This is a genomic window from Cupriavidus campinensis, assembly GCF_905397395.1.
Lineage (GTDB): Bacteria > Pseudomonadota > Gammaproteobacteria > Burkholderiales > Burkholderiaceae > Cupriavidus > Cupriavidus campinensis.
The window spans coordinates 95,740-111,761 of sequence record NZ_CAJPVH010000010.1 but is presented as its reverse complement, the minus strand read 5'-3'; the positions used below and the strand labels follow the sequence as shown (position 1 = coordinate 111,761).

General features: G+C 66.9%; 15 protein-coding genes and 1 tRNA gene. 3 read left to right on the top strand and 13 right to left on the bottom strand.

Annotated elements, in window-relative coordinates; genetic code table 11:
• Window positions 1-13: 13 nt before the first annotated feature.
• From KHO18_RS09120 to glmU, 9 genes are all read right to left on the bottom strand, one after another.
• A complete protein-coding gene (locus KHO18_RS09120) occupies window positions 14-997 on the bottom strand; it encodes a quinone oxidoreductase family protein (RefSeq protein ID WP_211943043.1) in 984 nt (327 codons plus the stop codon).
• A gap of 95 nt (window positions 998-1,092) precedes the next feature.
• A complete protein-coding gene (locus tag KHO18_RS09115; RefSeq protein ID WP_144199082.1) occupies window positions 1,093-1,536 on the bottom strand; it encodes a GNAT family N-acetyltransferase in 444 nt (147 codons plus the stop codon).
• Window positions 1,537-1,864: 328 nt separating this feature from the next.
• Window positions 1,865-1,939, bottom strand: a tRNA-Cys gene (locus tag KHO18_RS09110).
• A gap of 99 nt (window positions 1,940-2,038) precedes the next feature.
• Window positions 2,039-2,527, bottom strand: coding sequence for a bacterioferritin (bfr, locus tag KHO18_RS09105; RefSeq protein ID WP_144199084.1), 489 nt, complete (start codon window positions 2,525-2,527; stop codon window positions 2,039-2,041).
• A gap of 263 nt (window positions 2,528-2,790) precedes the next feature.
• Window positions 2,791-3,246 carry a PA2169 family four-helix-bundle protein gene (locus KHO18_RS09100; protein WP_144199086.1) on the bottom strand — a complete coding sequence of 152 codons (456 nt, stop codon included), beginning with the start codon at window positions 3,244-3,246 and terminating at the stop codon, window positions 2,791-2,793.
• Window positions 3,247-3,423: 177 nt separating this feature from the next.
• The gene (ribA, locus tag KHO18_RS09095; protein WP_144199088.1) at window positions 3,424-4,020 is read right to left on the bottom strand and encodes a GTP cyclohydrolase II; all 597 of its coding nucleotides are present in this window, start codon (window positions 4,018-4,020) and stop codon (window positions 3,424-3,426) included.
• A 235-nt stretch (window positions 4,021-4,255) separates the two neighbouring features.
• The gene (locus KHO18_RS09090; RefSeq protein WP_211943042.1) at window positions 4,256-6,478 is read right to left on the bottom strand and encodes a catalase; all 2,223 of its coding nucleotides are present in this window, start codon (window positions 6,476-6,478) and stop codon (window positions 4,256-4,258) included.
• 211 nt (window positions 6,479-6,689) lie between these two features.
• Complete coding sequence (gene glmS / locus KHO18_RS09085) at window positions 6,690-8,528, bottom strand: glutamine--fructose-6-phosphate transaminase (isomerizing) (protein WP_144199092.1); 1,839 nt, start codon at window positions 8,526-8,528, stop codon at window positions 6,690-6,692.
• A gap of 107 nt (window positions 8,529-8,635) precedes the next feature.
• Window positions 8,636-10,006: a bifunctional UDP-N-acetylglucosamine diphosphorylase/glucosamine-1-phosphate N-acetyltransferase GlmU gene (gene glmU / locus KHO18_RS09080; protein ID WP_211943041.1), complete on the bottom strand. Its 1,371-nt coding sequence runs from the start codon at window positions 10,004-10,006 to the stop codon at window positions 8,636-8,638.
• A 254-nt stretch (window positions 10,007-10,260) separates the two neighbouring features.
• On the opposite strand from glmU, the gene KHO18_RS09075 reads away from it, so the two are divergent.
• Window positions 10,261-11,073 (top strand): DUF6279 family lipoprotein, encoded by an 813-nt coding sequence (locus tag KHO18_RS09075; protein WP_144199096.1) that lies wholly within the window; start codon window positions 10,261-10,263, stop codon window positions 11,071-11,073.
• On the opposite strand, the gene ttcA is transcribed toward KHO18_RS09075, so the two are convergent.
• From ttcA to KHO18_RS09060, 3 genes are all read right to left on the bottom strand, one after another.
• Window positions 11,066-12,010, bottom strand: a complete 945-nt coding sequence (ttcA, locus tag KHO18_RS09070; protein ID WP_144199098.1) for a tRNA 2-thiocytidine(32) synthetase TtcA — start codon at window positions 12,008-12,010, stop codon at window positions 11,066-11,068. The genes KHO18_RS09075 and ttcA overlap by 8 nt on opposite strands.
• A 70-nt stretch (window positions 12,011-12,080) precedes the next feature.
• Complete coding sequence (locus KHO18_RS09065) at window positions 12,081-12,473, bottom strand: dihydroneopterin aldolase (protein ID WP_144199101.1); 393 nt, start codon at window positions 12,471-12,473, stop codon at window positions 12,081-12,083.
• 64 nt (window positions 12,474-12,537) lie between these two features.
• On the bottom strand, window positions 12,538-13,356 hold the full coding sequence (locus tag KHO18_RS09060) for an SDR family oxidoreductase (RefSeq protein ID WP_144199103.1): 819 nt from the start codon (window positions 13,354-13,356) through the stop codon (window positions 12,538-12,540).
• 16 nt (window positions 13,357-13,372) lie between these two features.
• Here KHO18_RS09060 and KHO18_RS09055 point away from each other — a divergent pair, with 16 nt between their 5' ends.
• Both KHO18_RS09055 and KHO18_RS09050 read left to right on the top strand, forming a co-directional pair.
• Entirely contained in the window at window positions 13,373-14,551 is a 1,179-nt protein-coding gene (locus KHO18_RS09055) for a class I SAM-dependent methyltransferase (RefSeq protein WP_211943040.1), read from the top strand.
• A 12-nt stretch (window positions 14,552-14,563) separates the two neighbouring features.
• Entirely contained in the window at window positions 14,564-14,758 is a 195-nt protein-coding gene (locus tag KHO18_RS09050) for a DUF2905 domain-containing protein (RefSeq protein ID WP_144199105.1), read from the top strand.
• Between the two features lie 10 nt (window positions 14,759-14,768).
• Here KHO18_RS09050 and KHO18_RS09045 read toward each other — a convergent pair whose 3' ends face one another.
• Window positions 14,769-16,019 carry a multifunctional CCA addition/repair protein gene (locus KHO18_RS09045; protein ID WP_144199107.1) on the bottom strand — a complete coding sequence of 417 codons (1,251 nt, stop codon included), beginning with the start codon at window positions 16,017-16,019 and terminating at the stop codon, window positions 14,769-14,771.
• Between the last annotated feature and the right edge of the window lie 3 nt (window positions 16,020-16,022).

Here is a 16,022-nt window from a genome sequence, read left to right as displayed (position 1 = left end):
GAAATTCGTCGAATTACGGCAGCAGCAGAATGGCGCCGGTGGTCTCGCGGCGCTCGGCGGCCTCGTGCGCGCGGGCGACCTCGGCCAGCGGGAAGCGGGCGCCGATCTCCACCTTCACATGGCCGGCAGCGATGGCATCGAACAAATCCTTCGCATTGGCGCGGAAGCGGGCCGGGTCCGCGTTGTGCGGGAACACCGAGGGCCGGGTCAGGAACAGGCAGCCCTTCTTGTTGAGGATTTCCGGCTCGATGGCCGGCGCCGGGCCGGACGCGCCGCCGTACAGCACCACCAGCCCGAAGGTCTGGGCGCAATCGAGCGAGCCCATGAAGGTGTCCTTGCCCACGGCGTCGTAGACCACGGTCACGCCCTGGCCGCCGGTGGCGTCGCGCACCTGCCTGACCCAATCCCCCTGGCTGTAGTCGATGGCGATGTCGCAACCCGCCGCGCGGGCGCGCTCGCACTTGGCCGCGCCGCCGGCCGTGCCGATCACGCGTGCGCCGAGCGCCTTCGCCCAGCCGGCCAGGATCTGGCCCACGGCACCGGCGGCGGCGTGTACCAGCACCGTGTCACCGGGCTTCACGGCGTGCGTGTGGCGCACCAGATACTGCGCGGTCATGCCCTTGAAGATCACGGCAGCGGCCTGTTCGTCGCTGAGGTTGTCGGGCAGCTTGACCAGCTTGTCCGCCGGCACGTTGCGCGCCTCGGCATAGGCACCGAGGCCGGCGTTCATGTACGCCACGCGATCTCCCACGGCGATGTCCGTCACGCCCGCGCCCACCGCCTCCACCACACCGGCCGCCTCGTGGCCGAGACCCGTGCCCACCGGCAGCGGATAGGTGCCGCGGCGCTGGTACACATCGATGAAGTTGAAGCCGATGGCGGTATGCCGCACGCGCGCCTCGCCGGCCGCCGGGGCCGGCAGCTCGACCGGCGTGAGCTGCATCACTTCGGGCGCGCCAAATTCCTGGAGGCGGATGGCACGGACAGTGGTCGTCATGGGGTCTCCCTGGTCAGGCTTGCAGAATTGGAGCCCCGATTATTGTCGCTTTTGCAAAACCTTGCCGACGGCGGGTCATCCAGGGAGAAACCAGATCAGGACAACATGGCGCACATGCACAGCGCGCTGGTATTGCGCAGGCGCTGGAATTCCTCGCTCTCGAGGACTTCTGTGGGCAGCTTGGAGGCGTGGATCAGCGAGAACCCGTAGCGGGCGAAGTAGCTTGGGCAGCTCGAGGTCAGGAGCACCGCGCGGCGCGTGCCGTTGGCGCGGGCGCGCATCATCACCGCGTTGACGAGATGGCTGGCTACGCCCTGGTCGCGCCATTCGCGCAGCACGGCCACCGAGCGGACGATGGCCGTGTCGCCGAAGCGCTCGGCGCAGGCGCAGCCGACCAGCTCAGACTCCATCAGGGCCACGTGGAACTCGCCCACCAGGCGCGGCAACTCGTCCACCGGCAGGCCGCAGCGCTCCAGCACTGCCGCGATGGCAGGCATATCCGACGGCTGCGCCGCACGCACTCGCAGATCTTTAATCATCGGGAGCCTCTGTTTCTCTCATCGCACCGGGACGGAAACGCCATGGAAGCCCTGCATGGTGAAACCTGCCTCACGTGCTGACACTTGGTGCACGCGCGGCAAACATTATCGTAATCGGGGCGCTATATCCACAGGGAAACTCCGCGTTGCGGCGTACTCAACGCTTGCGGCGCACCTGCCCTGCGGAGCGAGCATGAAATGCGCCAGCGCGCCGGCGGCATGCCACGACATATCACGGCATGCGCTGGAGAAAATGATAGCCGGGGAAAATGACAGATTGGTCAGATCCGTCGAAGGCAATAAAGAGGGGAAAACGGCAGGAGGGGAATGGAGGCGGGGATACGGAATCGAACCGTCGTAAACGGCTTTGCAGGCCGTCGCATCACCACTCTGCCACCCCGCCCCGGAGTCTGGGCGCCCTGGCGGGCGCCTTGCATTCAGTGTGCGGGGCGCAGTGTAGCCGAAGATTTGGAACTCTGCAGAGCGCCTGCCTGCGTGCCCCCTAGGCGTCGGACTCGCCGAGTTCGCCCATCGCGGATTGCAGGTAGTTCTGCACGCCCACCTTGCGCACGAGTTCCAGCTGCGTCTCGAGCCATTCGATGTGATCCTCGGTGTCCGAGAGGATATCGGTCACCACATCGCGCGACACATAGTCGCCAATCGACTCGAAGTACTTGATGGCGCCCTTGCAGCTCGTCTGGGACACCAGCTCCAGCTTCAGGTCGCACCCGAGCATCTCCTCGGCGTTTTCGCCGAGTAGCAGTTTGTCCAGATCCTGGAGATTGGGCAGGCCGTCGAGCATCAGGATGCGCTCGATCAGCTTGTCCGCGTGCTTCATCTCCTCGATGGACTCCTCGTACTCATGCTTGCCCAGCGCGTTCAATCCCCAGTGCCGGTACATGCGCGCGTGCAGGAAATACTGGTTGATCGCGGTCAGCTCATGACGCAGCTGGCCGTTCAGTAACTGGATAGCTTTCTTGTCGCCTTTCATGACATCGACCCCAAAACGCCTTGCACACCACGGTGGACGATTTTTCATGTTAATGGCCGAGGCCAGAAGATCAAGCATCCATATGGCAAATCGCGATAATAAATCCCTTGCCAGACGGGGCTTTACGACACGATGCGGATGATTTTGCGGATGATTGCGATTCCGATTCAGCTACCTTTCGGCACGCGCGAACATAATCCCCAATGTAAAAGGCGCCTCCCTAGGGAAGCGCCTTCGTGCCGGCCGGTAAGCGGTGGAAACGGTTATTCGCCGCTCGCGCGATAGCGGTTGCGCAGATCGCGGATCAGGTCGTGGTTGCGCAGCACCCCCTGGTACTGGCGCTCGATCAGTGCGCGGATGTCGAAGCTCAGGTCGGTTTCCTGGAGCGCGTCGCCATACTTCTTCTTGGCGACGTCCTCGCCCTTCTCGGTTTCCTCGAGGATGGCGAGGTCCGTGCGGTCGGCCACCGCGCTGCGCAGGCTCACCCAGCCGCGATGCAGCGCGCCGGCAATGCTGCCATGGTCCTCGGGCTTGCCGCCGAGGGTCATCACCTGGCTCTGCAACTCGCGTACCGCCGCGCCGCACTCGGTGGCGCGGCTCGAGAACAGCGTCTTCAGCTCCGGATTCTTGGCGTCCTCAGCCGCCTTGCGGAAGCCCTCCTCGCCGTCGCGCGAGACTTCGATCAACTCGTTCAGTACCGAAACGTTGTTATCAGCCATTGTTGGACTCCTCTCACATCGGAGGCGCGCCGTGAGGTCACGGCGACACTTCGCGTGGAACATCCCGCACCATGCCGAGCATGGCGCGGACCTTATATCCACGATAGGAGAGTCGCAGCGCGCAGGCTGTCGGGAGGCCGCGCAAGCGGTTGTCGGCCTGCGCCTACACCCGCTGCATCAGTCCAGCAGGTGACCCATGCGAGACCGCTTGGTGGCGAGGTATTTCTCGTTTTCGGCGTTGGCGGGCACGATGTGACGCATCTGCTCCGTCACGGCCAGGCCGGCGTCTTCGAGCGCCCGGATCTTGATCGGGTTGTTGCTCATCAGGCGAACCGACTTCACGCCCCACTGGCGCAGCATGTCCGCCGCGAACGCGTAGGTGCGGGCGTCGATGGCCTGGCCGAGCGCGAGATTGGCGTCGACCGTGTCCAGCCCGCCGTCCTGCAGCGCATAGGCGCGGATCTTGTTCGAGAGGCCGATGCCCCGGCCCTCGTGGCCGCGCAGGTAGAGCAGGATGCCGCGGCCTTCCTCGGCAATCTTCTGCATGGCGAGGTCGAGCTGCTCGCCGCAGTCGCAGCGGCACGAGCCGAAGACATCGCCGGTCAGGCATTCGGAATGCAGGCGGACGAGGACGTTCTCGCCCGAGATGTCTCCCATGGAGAGCGCCAGGTGTTCGGTGCGGCTGTCCACGCCCTGGAAGGCATGGGCGGTGAATTCGCCGTAGCGGGTCGGCAGCCGTGCGGAGCCGATCAGCTCACTTTCTAGGTCTTTCATATTCCTGTGATCGCGGGGGGCGCCGTGGGGCCCGGGCGCGCATGATGCGGGCCGGGACAGGCGCACTGCGCGCCACCCTGAGGGGGTTATGGCGCGCGGCATGCCGGCAAGGATACCGCGAAACGCGTATTCCTATAGGTATCGCTGCAGGTACCCCTATGCCGAGCGGGCACTCTCGGGCGCCTGCGGGGCCGCCCGGGGAGTGCCCTGGAAGACGCTTTTGCGCCGCCCGCGCTCAGGCTGGAATGCGCATCGCGTCCGGCCGCTGCCACCAGCGATGCTGGCCCACGGCATCCAGGAATTCCCGATGCCGCGCCGGGTCCTCGGTCTTGGCGATCACCACGCCCGGCCCCGCGAAGCCGCCGGCCAGCCCCGCACAGCGCGCGGCCTCGGCCACCAACACGGCACCAGCGCCGCCCGCGCCCACCGCCTTGCAGTGCTTGTAGGCTTCCTTGATAAACAGCAGCGCGTCCGGATCGGGCTCGGCCGGCGGCTTGGCCACGTCGGGCACGTACACCGCATCGAACAGCACCGAGCCGACCGAGGACAGCGCATGGTCCACCGGCAGCGCCGCGCCCTTCGCCGTGGTCACGCTGGCCGCGCGCGGGCCGATGATCTTGAGGTTGGCGCGCGCCGCCTGGGCCAGTTGCTGGAGCGAGGCGATGGCCGCGTCGTCCACCCCATCGTTGACCAGCACGGCGATATTGCGGCCCGTGATGTCGCCCTTCGGCTGGGCGTCCAGGCTCAGCGCGGGCGATGCCGGTACGCCGTAGTCGTTGATCTGCACGTTCGGCCCGACCGGCTCCACGGGAATTCCGAGCTTCTGCGCCACGCGCTCCGCCAGTTCCACGGCGATATGGTGGATCTGCCCCACCACGCGCGCGCGGATGGCGGGGTCGAAGACCTTGGAGAGTTCAAACGCGTACGCATCGACGATCTGCCTTTTTTCGACGTCGGACTGGCTGCGCCAGAACAGGTTGGCCTGCGAGAAATGATCGGCGAAGGTCTGCGCGCGCATGCGCACCTTCACCGCGCCATCCTCGGCCGCGGCGGCGAAGTGCCGGTAGGCGTCCGCATCGCCGGCCAGGAACGGGCAGCCGCCACTGACCGAGTTCGGCTGGTAGCTCTCCTTGCCCTGCACCACGGTTTGCCGGCCGAAGCCATCGCGCTGGTTGTTATGCACCGGGCAAAGCGGGCGATTGATCGGAATTTCATGAAAATTCGGCCCGCCGAGCCGCGTGAGCTGGGTATCGGTGTACGAGAACAGCCGCGCCTGCAGCAGCGGATCGTTGGTGAAATCCATGCCCGGCAGGATGTGGCCGGGGTGAAACGCCACCTGCTCGGTTTCGGCGAAGAAGTTGTCCGGGTTGCGGTTCAGCACCATCCGGCCCACGCGCCGTACCGGCGCCAGTTCCTCGGGAATGAGCTTGGTCGGGTCCTGGAGGTCGAAGCCGAACTTGAGCATGTCGGTCTCGGGCACCAGCTGCACGCCGAACTCGTACTCGGGAAACTGGCCCGCCTCGATCGCGTCGTAGAGGTCGCGCCGATGGAAATCGGGGTCCTTGCCGTTGATCTTGACCGCCTCGTCCCAGACCAGCGAATGCGCGCCGCCCACCGGCTTCCAGTGGAACTTGACCAGCGTGCCCTGCCCCTCGGCATCGACAAAGCGGAAGGTGTGCACGCCAAACCCTTCCATCGTGCGGAAACTGCGCGGGATGGCGCGGCCGGACATGGTCCACAGCACCATGTGCATCGACTCGGGCTGGAGGGAGACGAAGTCCCAGAACGTGTCGTGCGCCGACGCGGCCTGCGGGATCTCGTTGTGCGGTTCCGGCTTCACGGAATGGACGAAATCCGGGAACTTGATGCCGTCCTGGATAAAGAACACCGGGATGTTGTTGCCGACCAGATCGAAGTTTCCCTGCCTCGTATAAAACTTGGTGGCGAAGCCGCGCACGTCGCGCGCCAGATCGGCGGAGCCGCGCGAGCCGGCCACGGTCGAAAATCGCACGAACACCGGCGTCTTCTGGCCGACCTGGGTGAACAGCTCGGCGGTGGTCACATCGGCGAGCGACTCGGTCAGCTCGAAATAGCCATGGGCCGCCGCGCCGCGCGCGTGGACCACGCGCTCGGGAATGCGCTCGTGGTCGAAGTGCGTGATCTTCTCGCGCAGGTGGAAGTCCTCGAGCAGCGTGGGGCCGCGCAGGCCGAGCCTGAGGGAGTCGTCGTCCTGCGGAATCTGGAGGCCCTGGTTCGTGGTCAGCGTGCGGTCACGGTTCGAGACGATATTGCCGACCGAGTCCGAGCCGAGCTGCCTGGGCCGCTCGGCCAGCCGGTCTGCCACGGCGCGCTCATAGCTGCCGTCGTTGTTGTTGCCGATGCCCTGCGGCTTGGGAGGCGTGGTGTCGCCCTTCTTTCCGGGTGGCTGGGCGGCGGACGGTGCGGTCTTCTTGGTCATGGGGGGTGCCCTCGGTGGCGGTATGGAGCGGATTGGAGCCCATGGCTTCCGCAGATACCGTGCCACCGGGGGCCGGGCGTGCGCCGGCTCCCCGCCAGGCCGCGCCACGTCTGGAAAGCAGGGATTTTGGGCGACAAAAAAAAAGCCACGATGCGTGCACACCGTGGCTTCCTTTTACATCCGGCTTGTAAAACCGCCTGCCGGTTCCGCCTTATTCCACCGTCACCGATTTAGCCAGATTACGAGGCTTGTCCACGTCCGTGCCGCGTGCGCAGGCCGTGTGATAGGCCAGCAGTTGCAGCGGCACTGTGTGCAGGATCGGCGACAGCGCGCCGTAGTGCTCGGGCAGGCGGATCACCTGGATGCCGTCGGACGACTGGATATGCGTGTCGGCATCGGCAAACACATAGAGCCGGCCGCCGCGCGCGCGCACTTCCTGGATGTTGGACTTCAGCTTCTCCAGCAGCGCGTCGTTCGGCGCCACGGTCACCACCGGCATCGCCTCCGTGACCAGCGCCAGCGGGCCGTGCTTCAGCTCGCCGGCCGGGTAGGCTTCCGCGTGGATATATGAGATTTCCTTGAGTTTCAGCGCGCCTTCCAGGGCGATGGGGTAGTGCAGGCCCCGGCCCAGGAACAGCGCATTCTCGCGGCGCGCAAAGTCTTCCGACCAGGCGATGATCTGCGGCTCCAGCGCCAGCACGCCATGCAGCGCCACGGGCAGGTGGCGCAGGTTGGTCAGCGCGGCGGCCTCTTCGGCCTCGGTCAGCCGGCCGCGCACCTTGGCCAGCGCCAGCGTCAGCATGTACAGCGCGGCGAGCTGGGTCGTAAACGCCTTGGTCGAGGCCACGCCGATCTCGGTGCCGGCACGCGTCAGGAAGCGCATTTCGGTCTCGCGCACCATCGCGCTGGTCGCCACGTTGCAGATGGCCAGCGTGTGGGTGTGGCCGAGGTCGCGGGCATGGCGCAGCGCGGCCATGGTGTCGGCGGTCTCGCCCGATTGGGAGATCACCACCACCAGCGCGCGCGGGTTCGGCACGGTGTCGCGGTAGCGGTATTCGCTGGCCACTTCCACCTGGGTCGGGATCTTCGCCACGGACTCGAGCCAGTACTTGGCCGTGCAGCCCGAGTAGTAGCTGGTGCCGCAGGCCAGGATCAGGACGCTGTCGATTTCGGAAAATACCGAGGCCGCCTTCTCGCCGAACAGTTCAGGCGTGATGGCGACGATGCCTTCCAGCGTGTCGCCCAGCGCGCGCGGCTGCTCGAAGATTTCCTTCTGCATGAAGTGGCGGTACGGGCCCAGCTCGACGGCCGCCGCGTGGGCTTCCACCACGCGTTCCTCGCGCACGACTTCCACGTCGTTCACGTCGCGGATGGTGGCGCCGGCACGGGTCAGCTCCACCACATCGCCCTCTTCCAGATAGACGATGCGGTTGGCAGTGCCGGCCACGGCCAGCGCATCGGAGGCCAGGAAGGACTCGTTCTCGCCCAGCGCCACCACCAGCGGCGAGCCGGCGCGCGCGCCCACCACCACGTCGGGGTTGTCCTTGGCCACCACGGCAATCGCGTAGGCGCCGTGCAGGCGCTTGGTCACCACGCGCACCGAGCCGAACAGATTGCCGCGCGTGGCGCTGCTCGGGTAGGTGTAGGCCTGGTGGATCAGGTGGGCCACCACCTCGGTGTCGGTCTGCGACTCGAAACCGTAGCCCACGGCGCGCAGTTCCTCGCGCAGCGGTTCGTAGTTCTCGATGATGCCGTTATGCACCAGCGCGATGGTCTCGTCCGAGAAATGCGGGTGGGCGTTGACCGTATCGGGCTTGCCGTGCGTGGCCCAGCGCGTGTGGGCAATGCCCAGCGTGCCGGCCAGGCCGGACGACTGCGTCTGCGTGTCCAGATCGGCCACGCGCGAGACGGTGCGCGCGCGCTCCAGCGTCTCGTCGCGCACGATGGCCACGCCGCACGAGTCATAGCCGCGGTACTCCAGGCGACGCAGGCCTTCGATCAGGACCGGAACGATATTGCGCGTGGAAACCGCGCCGACGATGCCACACATCTTGTGAACCCCCCGTTTGGGTTGCGTCGCGCCGCGCGGCGCAACCCGCTGAATGATGATGGCCGGCCCTCCCCGGGCCCGGCCTGACTGACTTTGACTGACTACGCTTACTTCGACTGCTTCGGCTGCTTCACCGGGCGCTGCCACGCGTCCAGCGTCATCTGCTTGGCCCGCGAGAGCGTCAGCTTGCCGGCCGGTGCGTCCTTGGTCAGCGTGGTGCCGGCGCCGATCGTGGCGCCACGGCCCACCGTCACCGGCGCCACCAGCTGCGTGTCCGAGCCGATGAACGCGTCATCCTCGATCACGGTACGGCTCTTGTTCACGCCATCGTAGTTGCAGGTAATGGTACCCGCGCCGATGTTGACGCGCTGGCCCACCGTGGAATCGCCCACATAGGCCAGGTGGTTGGCCTTGCTGTGATCCCCGACCTGGCTGTTCTTCACCTCGACGAAGTTGCCGATATGCACGTCCTCGCCCAGCTCGGTGCCGGGGCGCAGCCGCGCGTACGGCCCGATCCGGCCCGCCGGCCCGATCTTTGCTTCCTCGATGTGGCAGAACGGTTGCACGCGCGCGCCGGCGCCAATGGTGGCATTCCGGATCACGCAATGCGCGCCGATGTGCACGCCATCGTCCAGATGCACGCGGCCTTCGAACACGCAGCCCACGTCGATGGTCACATCGCGTCCGCACGTGAGCTGGCCGCGCACATCGATGCGCGCGGGGTCCGGCAGCGTCACGCCGGCCTCGAGCAGGCGCTGTGCGAGGTTGCGCTGGTGAATGCGCTCCACCTCGGCCAGTTGGACCTTGCTGTTGACGCCCAGCGTCTCCCACAGGGCCGCCGGCTGGGCGGAGACGATCTCCACGCCCTCGTTGGCGGCGCGCTCGATGGTGTCCGTGAGGTAGTACTCACCTTGCGCGTTGTCGTTGCCCAGCGTGGCAAGCCAGCGGCGCAGGTGGCCGGTCGGGCAGACGATGATGCCGGTGTTGATCTCGCGGATGGCGCGGATCTCGTCGCTGGCATCCTTCTGTTCGACGATGCGCACGATGTTGCCGGCGGCGTCACGTACGATGCGCCCGTATCCGGTAGGATCGGGCATCTCGACGGTCAGCACGCCCAGGCGCTCGGCGCCGGCTGCATGGACCAGGGCCTCGAGCGTGGCGGCGGTGGTCAGCGGCACGTCGCCGTAGAGCACCAGCGTGGGCTGGCTGTCATCGAGCAGCGGCAGCGCCTGCATCACGGCGTGGCCGGTGCCAAGTTGCTGGGTCTGCTCGGCGAACGCCACGTCCGGCGCGCCCACCGCCTCGCGCACATGCTCCGCGCCGTGGCCGACCACCACGACGAGGCGCGACGGCGACAGGGTGCGGGCGGTGTCGAGCACATGGGCGAGCATCGGCCGCCCGGCAACCGGGTGCAGGACCTTGGGCAGGGCGGAATTCATCCGTTTTCCCATCCCTGCGGCAAGAATGACGATATTCACAAGGAGGTCCCTAAGTGAGTGTGTCTGATAATAAGCGCGATAACCCGTGCCAAGCGATCTCTTCAATCCCTCCAAACCCTTGTCAGGACTGGGCTGGCGGGCGATCTGCCGGGCGGGAAAACATGCGCGGCGATTTTAGCATGGCGCCTTGCGCCCGACCGCCGGTGGTTTCCGTTTTTCACATTTGGCGGCGGCGCATTTTTGCAGGATTTGCAGCATTTACCGTCGTCCTGGCCCTGGGTGGCTGTAACGCCATGAAACTCGGCTACCAGCAGGGCGACCGGCTCGCCTACTGGTGGGTAGACCGCTATGTGGATGTCACAGACGACCAGGAACCGCCGACCCGCGAGGCCATCGCCCGGTTCTTCTCCTGGCACCGCCGCGCCCAGCTGCCCGAGATCGCCACCGTGCTGACCCGGGTCAAGACCGAGGTGGCCGGCCCGGTGGATCCGTCGATGGTGCGCCACGCGCGCGAAGACACCCAGCGGCTGGGCCGCCAGGCCTTCGAGAACGCCATCCCCGACCTGGCCGACCTGATGCTGACGCTGACGCCTGAGCAGATCCAGCGCATGGAGTCGAAATTCGGCGAAAGCAATGCCAAATATCGCAAGGAATTCCTGAAATCGGACCCGCAGGCGCGCACAAACGCCCGTTTCGACAAGGTCATGGACTATGCCAAGCTGGTATATGGCAAGTTCTCGGACGATCAGGAGCAGAAGATCCGCGCCGCAATGGCGCCGTACATGCAGGGCGCCGACGCCCGCTACGCGGAGCGCGTAAAGCGGCAGCAGGAATGGCTGGCGATTGCCCGGGAGGTCTCGACGACCCATCCGCCCAAGGCGCAGGTGGAAGACATGCTGCGCAAGTACGCCGACCATTGGCAGCGCCCGGCCGCCGAGCGCACGCAGATCCGGCAGGCCAACGAGGCCGGGGTGGACCTGACCGTGACCATCGCCAACCTGACCACCCCGGCGCAGAAGGCCCACGCCGTGGACCGCTTCCAGAAATGGATCGACGATGCCCGCTCGCTGATGCGCGAGGCCGGCCCGTCGCAGGCGTCTAAATAAGGGGGCTGGCCGGGTTATCGGCGCTGGGGATCTTCTCCGCCAGCTTGTCGAACCGGACGAACTCCATCCGGTTCGGCTCGGCGCTGCCGGTGAAGGTCAGCGCCTGCTGGGTGAAGGTGGTCTCGCCGAACAGCGAGGCCTCGTCCACCTTGGCCAGGCCGGTGGCCAGCCCGGTGAACGGGAACAGCTCGGTATCGGCCAGGTGCGACGGCACCACGTTGCGCAGCGACGCGAAGATATTGTCGATGCGGCCCGGGTTCTCGCGCTCCCAGCCCTGCAGCATCTCGCTGACCTTCTTGCGCTGGAGGTTCTCCTGCGAGCCGCACAGGTTGCAGGGGATGATCGGGTAGGCCATGGCCCGCGCGTAGGACGCAATGTCCTTCTCCGCGCAATACGCCAGCGGCCGGATCACGATGTGCTGGCCGTCATCGGTGGACAGCTTGGGCGGCATCGCCTTCATCTTCCCGCCGAAGAACATGTTCAGGAAGAAGGTCTGGACGATGTCGTCCCGATGGTGGCCCAGCGCGATCTTGTTGGCGCCCAGCTCCTTGGCCGTGCGGTAGATCACGCCCCGGCGCAGCCGCGAGCACAGCGAGCAGGTGGTCTTGCCCTCGGGCACCTTCTCCTTGACGATCGAATACGTATCCGCCTCGACGATCACATATTCCACGCCGGTGGACTTCAGGTACTCGGGCAGGATGTGTTCCGGGAAACCTGGCTGCTTCTGGTCCAGGTTCATCGCGATCAGCTTGAAGTTGATGGGCGCGCGCTTCTGGAGCGCCATCAGGACCGACAGCATGGTGTACGAGTCCTTCCCGCCACTCATGCAGACCAGCACGGTGTCGCCGTCCTCGATCATGCCGAAATCGCCGATGGCTTTGCCGGTCAGCGACTGGAGGCGGGTTTCGAGGCGATAGAAGTTAGCGGAGTGACTCATAAGACATACCTGATGCGGGGCGCGGGCCTTGGGAAGCCCGTCGGATGGCCCTGTCGGACGGGCCCGTATTCTACTTGACGTGGAACACCTCGACGCCGACCGAATCGCAATCCGGGTAGACATCGGGCTTTTCCGTGGAAACGCGCACGGCGCGCACCTTGGGATGCTTCAGCATGGCACGCGCCACGTCGTCGCACAGCGTTTCCTGCAGGTGGATGTGGCCCTGGGCCATGCGCGCAGCCACGGTGCTGCGCATGAAGTCGTAGTCCACCACTTCGTCGAGCTTGTCGGCCTGCGGCGTGCTCTGGGCCAGCGGCACGAACAAGTCGATATTGACCAGCACGCGCTGCTCGCCCTTCTTCTCGAATTCGTGCACGCCGATATTGATCTGCACTTCGTAATTGCGCAGGAACAGGCGGCGGCAGTCTTGCAGACTGGGGTGGGAAAGCGCGGCAAAGGTCATGGTGGGGCGTCGGGCAGGTGCTGCGGTAAATCGGAAAAAGCTTGAAAAAGACCGGGGATCGGGATTACTCGGTCAGGAACATCACGTCGCGGGCCAGCGGCATCAGGTGCTGGCCGCCATCCACATACAGCGTGGTGCCGGTCACGGCCTGGGCACCGGCGAGGTAGGCCACAGCCTGGGCGATGTCGTCCGGCGTGGACGACTTGCCGAGTGGCGTCATGCCATGCGCGCGGACGAAGCCGGGGTCGGACTGCTCGCCGGACACCAGCGTGATGCCGGGCGCCACGCCCACCACCCGCAGCCGGGGCGCCAGCGCCTGGGCCAGCTGCACCGTGGCGGTCTGCAGCGCGGCCTTGGACAGCGTGTACGACAGGAAGTCCGGGTTCAGGTTGTTGAGCTTCTGGTCGAGCAGGTTGATCACCACGCCGCGTTGGGCGGTCTGGTTGCCATCGGCGCCAAGCGCCTTGTGCATCTCACGCGCCAGCAGCAGCGGCGCGGCCACGTTGGTGCGCATGTGGGTGTCGAGCGAGGCGTAGGAGAAGCTCGTCGCCACGTCGTACTGGAACAGCGAGGCGTTGTTGACCAGGCAGGTCGGCACGCCGAGCGCGTCGGCGCAGGCGGCGATCAGCTTGGCGGTGGCCGCTTCGTCGGACAGGTCGGCCTGCAGCACGGCAGCCCGGCGGCCCAGGCCGCGGATCTGCGTGGCGAGCGTCTCGGCTTCGTCGCGCGAGCGGTTGCAGTGGATCGCCACGTCCCAGCCTCGCGTGGCAAGTTCCAGCGCGATGGCACGGCCCAGGCGGCGTGCGCCGCCGGTCACGAGGGCGACGCCGCGCGCGGCGGCAGGATGGGCGCCGGAGGCGCCAGCAGTCAGGGAATCTGGCATTGCTACAATTCGCGGTATGCAGAAAGTCGCTAGTCTACCCCTTCCCCCCGCCGACGCGCTGGACGCCTCCGCGGCCCTGACCACCTGTATTGGCGACGCCATCGAGGCCGCCGACGGCTGGATCGGCTTCGATCGCTACATGGCGCTGGCGCTCTACGCCCCCCGGCTCGGCTACTACAGTGGCGGCGCCGCCAAGTTCGGCCGCGATGCCCGGGACGGCAGCGACTTCATCACCGCCCCGGAGCTGACCCCCTTCTTCGCCCGCACGCTGGCACGCCAGTTCGCGCCGCTGATCGCCATGGACCTGCCGCGCGTGCTCGAATTCGGCGCCGGTACGGGCCGGCTCGCGGCGGACCTGCTGCTCGCCCTGGAAACCGAAGGTGCGCTGCCCGAGACCTACCAGATCGTCGAATTGTCGGGCGAGCTGCGCGTGCGCCAGCAGGAAACGCTGGCCGCCCGCGCGCCGCATCTGGCTGGCCGCGTGCAGTGGCTGGACGAACTTCCTGCGCAATTCGAAGGGGTTATCGTCGGCAACGAGGTGCTCGACGCCATGCCGGTGCGCCTGTTCGCGCGCCTGGGCGGCCGCTGGCACGAGCGCGGCGTGGCGCTGGCCGACGGCAAGTTCACGTTCGAGGACCGTCCGCTGGCGGACAACGCCATCCCCGACGCCCTGCGCGCGCTGCCAGGCGACCACGACATGGTCACCGAAACCCATGCCGAGGCCGAAGGCTTCACGCGGGCGGTGGGCGCGATGCTGACGCGCGGCGCTGCCTTCTTCATCGACTACGGCTTCCCGGCGGCCGAGTACTACCATCCGCAGCGCGCCGAGGGCACGCTGATGTGCCACTACCGCCACCACGCGCACCCCGATCCGTTCCTGTACCCGGGGCTGCAGGACATCACCGCGCACGTCAATTTCAGCGGCATCGCCGAGGCGGCGGTGGACGCAGGGCTGTCCGTGGCCGGCTTCGCCTCGCAGGCGCGCTTCCTGATGAATGCCGGGATCACCGAGCTGCTGATGGAACTGGACCCGACCGACGCCCGCGCCTTCCTGCCCCACGCCAACGCGGTGCAGAAGCTGCTGTCCGAGGCCGAGATGGGCGAGCTGTTCAAGGTGATCGTGCTCACGCGCGGCCTGGATGACGCGCTGCCGCTGGCAGGCTTCGCACGCGGCGATCGCGTTCACGCACTCTGAGGAACAGCCGCCATGCTGCGCTGGACATTCACCATCTTCCTCTGCGTGATCGTGCTCTCGGCCTCGCTGCCGTGGCTGCAGAAGATCGGCCTGGGGCGCCTGCCGGGCGACGTGCGCTTCCGGCTATTCAAGCGCGAGTTCGTGCTGCCGTTCGCCTCGACGATCCTGCTGTCGCTGATCGCGCTGGCGATTGGCAAGCTGCTGTAGGGGAAGCCCGTCAGGCGGGCTCCGCGCCCAGTCCCAATTGCTCCGCCACCGCCGCGATGCGGGCCTTGTGGACGCGTTCCTTGATCAGATCGGGCCGGTCCGCGCAGGCCTTGGCAATCGCGCCGGCATCGACAGAGGCCGCGGCCGCCCGCGCCGCCAGCAGGCGTTCGGTCTGCGGATAATCGCGATCCTCGAAACCCAGCCGGCCGCGCGCGTCGGCCTCGCAGGCCCGCAGGGCCTCCGCGAAGCGGTCCGGCTTGCGCAGCGCGTCGCAGCGCTCCACCAGCCGGGTCAGCGCGGCGGCGCCGAATTCCATCGATCGATGGATATTGCCGTGCTCGCGCGCCACCAGCACTGCCAGGTCGCGGCAGTCGTTCGGCACGCGCAGCCGCTCGCAGACGGCCTCGAGCAGCTTCACGCTGCGCTGCTCATGGCCGATGTGGCGCGGCAGCACGTCCGCCGGCGTGGTGCCCTTGCCGAGGTCGTGGACCAGCGCCGCGAAGCGGATCGGCAGCGACGCGCCCGTCGCGGCCGCATGATCGACCACCATCATCACGTGCACGCCCGTGTCCACCTCGGGGTGATACTCGGCGCGCTGCGGCACGCCCCAGAGCCGGTCCAGCTCCGGCAGCAGCCGCGCCAGCGCGCCGCATTCGCGCAGCACGTCGAACATCCGGGACGGCTTCGCCTCCATCAGCCCGCGCGCCAGTTCCTGCCACACGCGCTCCGGCACCAGCGCATCGACCTCGCCCGCCTCGACCATCGCGCGCATCAGCGCCACGGTCTCGGGCGCCACGGAGAAATCATGGAAGCGCGCGGCAAACCGCGCCGCGCGCAGAATGCGCACCGGGTCTTCGGCAAAGGCATCGGAGACATGCCGGAACAGCCGCGCGGCCAAATCGCGCTGGCCGCCATACGGGTCGATGACCGGGCCGACCAGTTGGCCGGCATCGTCCACGGCCTGCGCCATCGCGTTGATGGTCAGGTCGCGCCGGACCAGGTCGTCTTCCAGCGTGACATCGGGCGCGCAGTAGAACGCGAAGCCCTTGTAGCCGGCAGCCGTCTTGCGCTCGGTACGCGCGAGCGCGTACTCCTCCTTGGTGCGCGGATGCAGGAAGACCGGGAAGTCCTTGCCCACGGGCTTGTAGCCGGCCGCCTCCATCTCGGCCGGCGTGGCGCCCACCACCACGTAGTCGCGGTCCTGGCTTGGCTTGCCCAGCAACTGGTCGCGGATGGCGCCGCCCACGGCATAGACCTGCATGAA

Coding starts and splice junctions, on each gene's coding strand:
- KHO18_RS09055 (WP_211943040.1), top strand. CDS start 13,373: ATGCAGAAAGTCGCTAGTCTACCCCTTCCCCCCGCCGACGCGCTGGAC.
- KHO18_RS09100 (WP_144199086.1), bottom strand. CDS start 3,246: ATGGCTGATAACAACGTTTCGGTACTGAACGAGTTGATCGAAGTCTCG.
- KHO18_RS09115 (WP_144199082.1), bottom strand. CDS start 1,536: ATGATTAAAGATCTGCGAGTGCGTGCGGCGCAGCCGTCGGATATGCCT.
- KHO18_RS09050 (WP_144199105.1), top strand. CDS start 14,564: ATGCTGCGCTGGACATTCACCATCTTCCTCTGCGTGATCGTGCTCTCG.
- ribA (WP_144199088.1), bottom strand. CDS start 4,020: ATGAAAGACCTAGAAAGTGAGCTGATCGGCTCCGCACGGCTGCCGACC.
- KHO18_RS09120 (WP_211943043.1), bottom strand. CDS start 997: ATGACGACCACTGTCCGTGCCATCCGCCTCCAGGAATTTGGCGCGCCC.
- KHO18_RS09060 (WP_144199103.1), bottom strand. CDS start 13,356: ATGCCAGATTCCCTGACTGCTGGCGCCTCCGGCGCCCATCCTGCCGCC.
- glmS (WP_144199092.1), bottom strand. CDS start 8,528: ATGTGTGGCATCGTCGGCGCGGTTTCCACGCGCAATATCGTTCCGGTC.
- KHO18_RS09045 (WP_144199107.1), bottom strand. CDS start 16,019: ATGCAGGTCTATGCCGTGGGCGGCGCCATCCGCGACCAGTTGCTGGGC.
- KHO18_RS09090 (WP_211943042.1), bottom strand. CDS start 6,478: ATGACCAAGAAGACCGCACCGTCCGCCGCCCAGCCACCCGGAAAGAAG.
- KHO18_RS09065 (WP_144199101.1), bottom strand. CDS start 12,473: ATGACCTTTGCCGCGCTTTCCCACCCCAGTCTGCAAGACTGCCGCCGC.
- bfr (WP_144199084.1), bottom strand. CDS start 2,527: ATGAAAGGCGACAAGAAAGCTATCCAGTTACTGAACGGCCAGCTGCGT.
- KHO18_RS09075 (WP_144199096.1), top strand. CDS start 10,261: ATGAAACTCGGCTACCAGCAGGGCGACCGGCTCGCCTACTGGTGGGTA.
- ttcA (WP_144199098.1), bottom strand. CDS start 12,010: ATGAGTCACTCCGCTAACTTCTATCGCCTCGAAACCCGCCTCCAGTCG.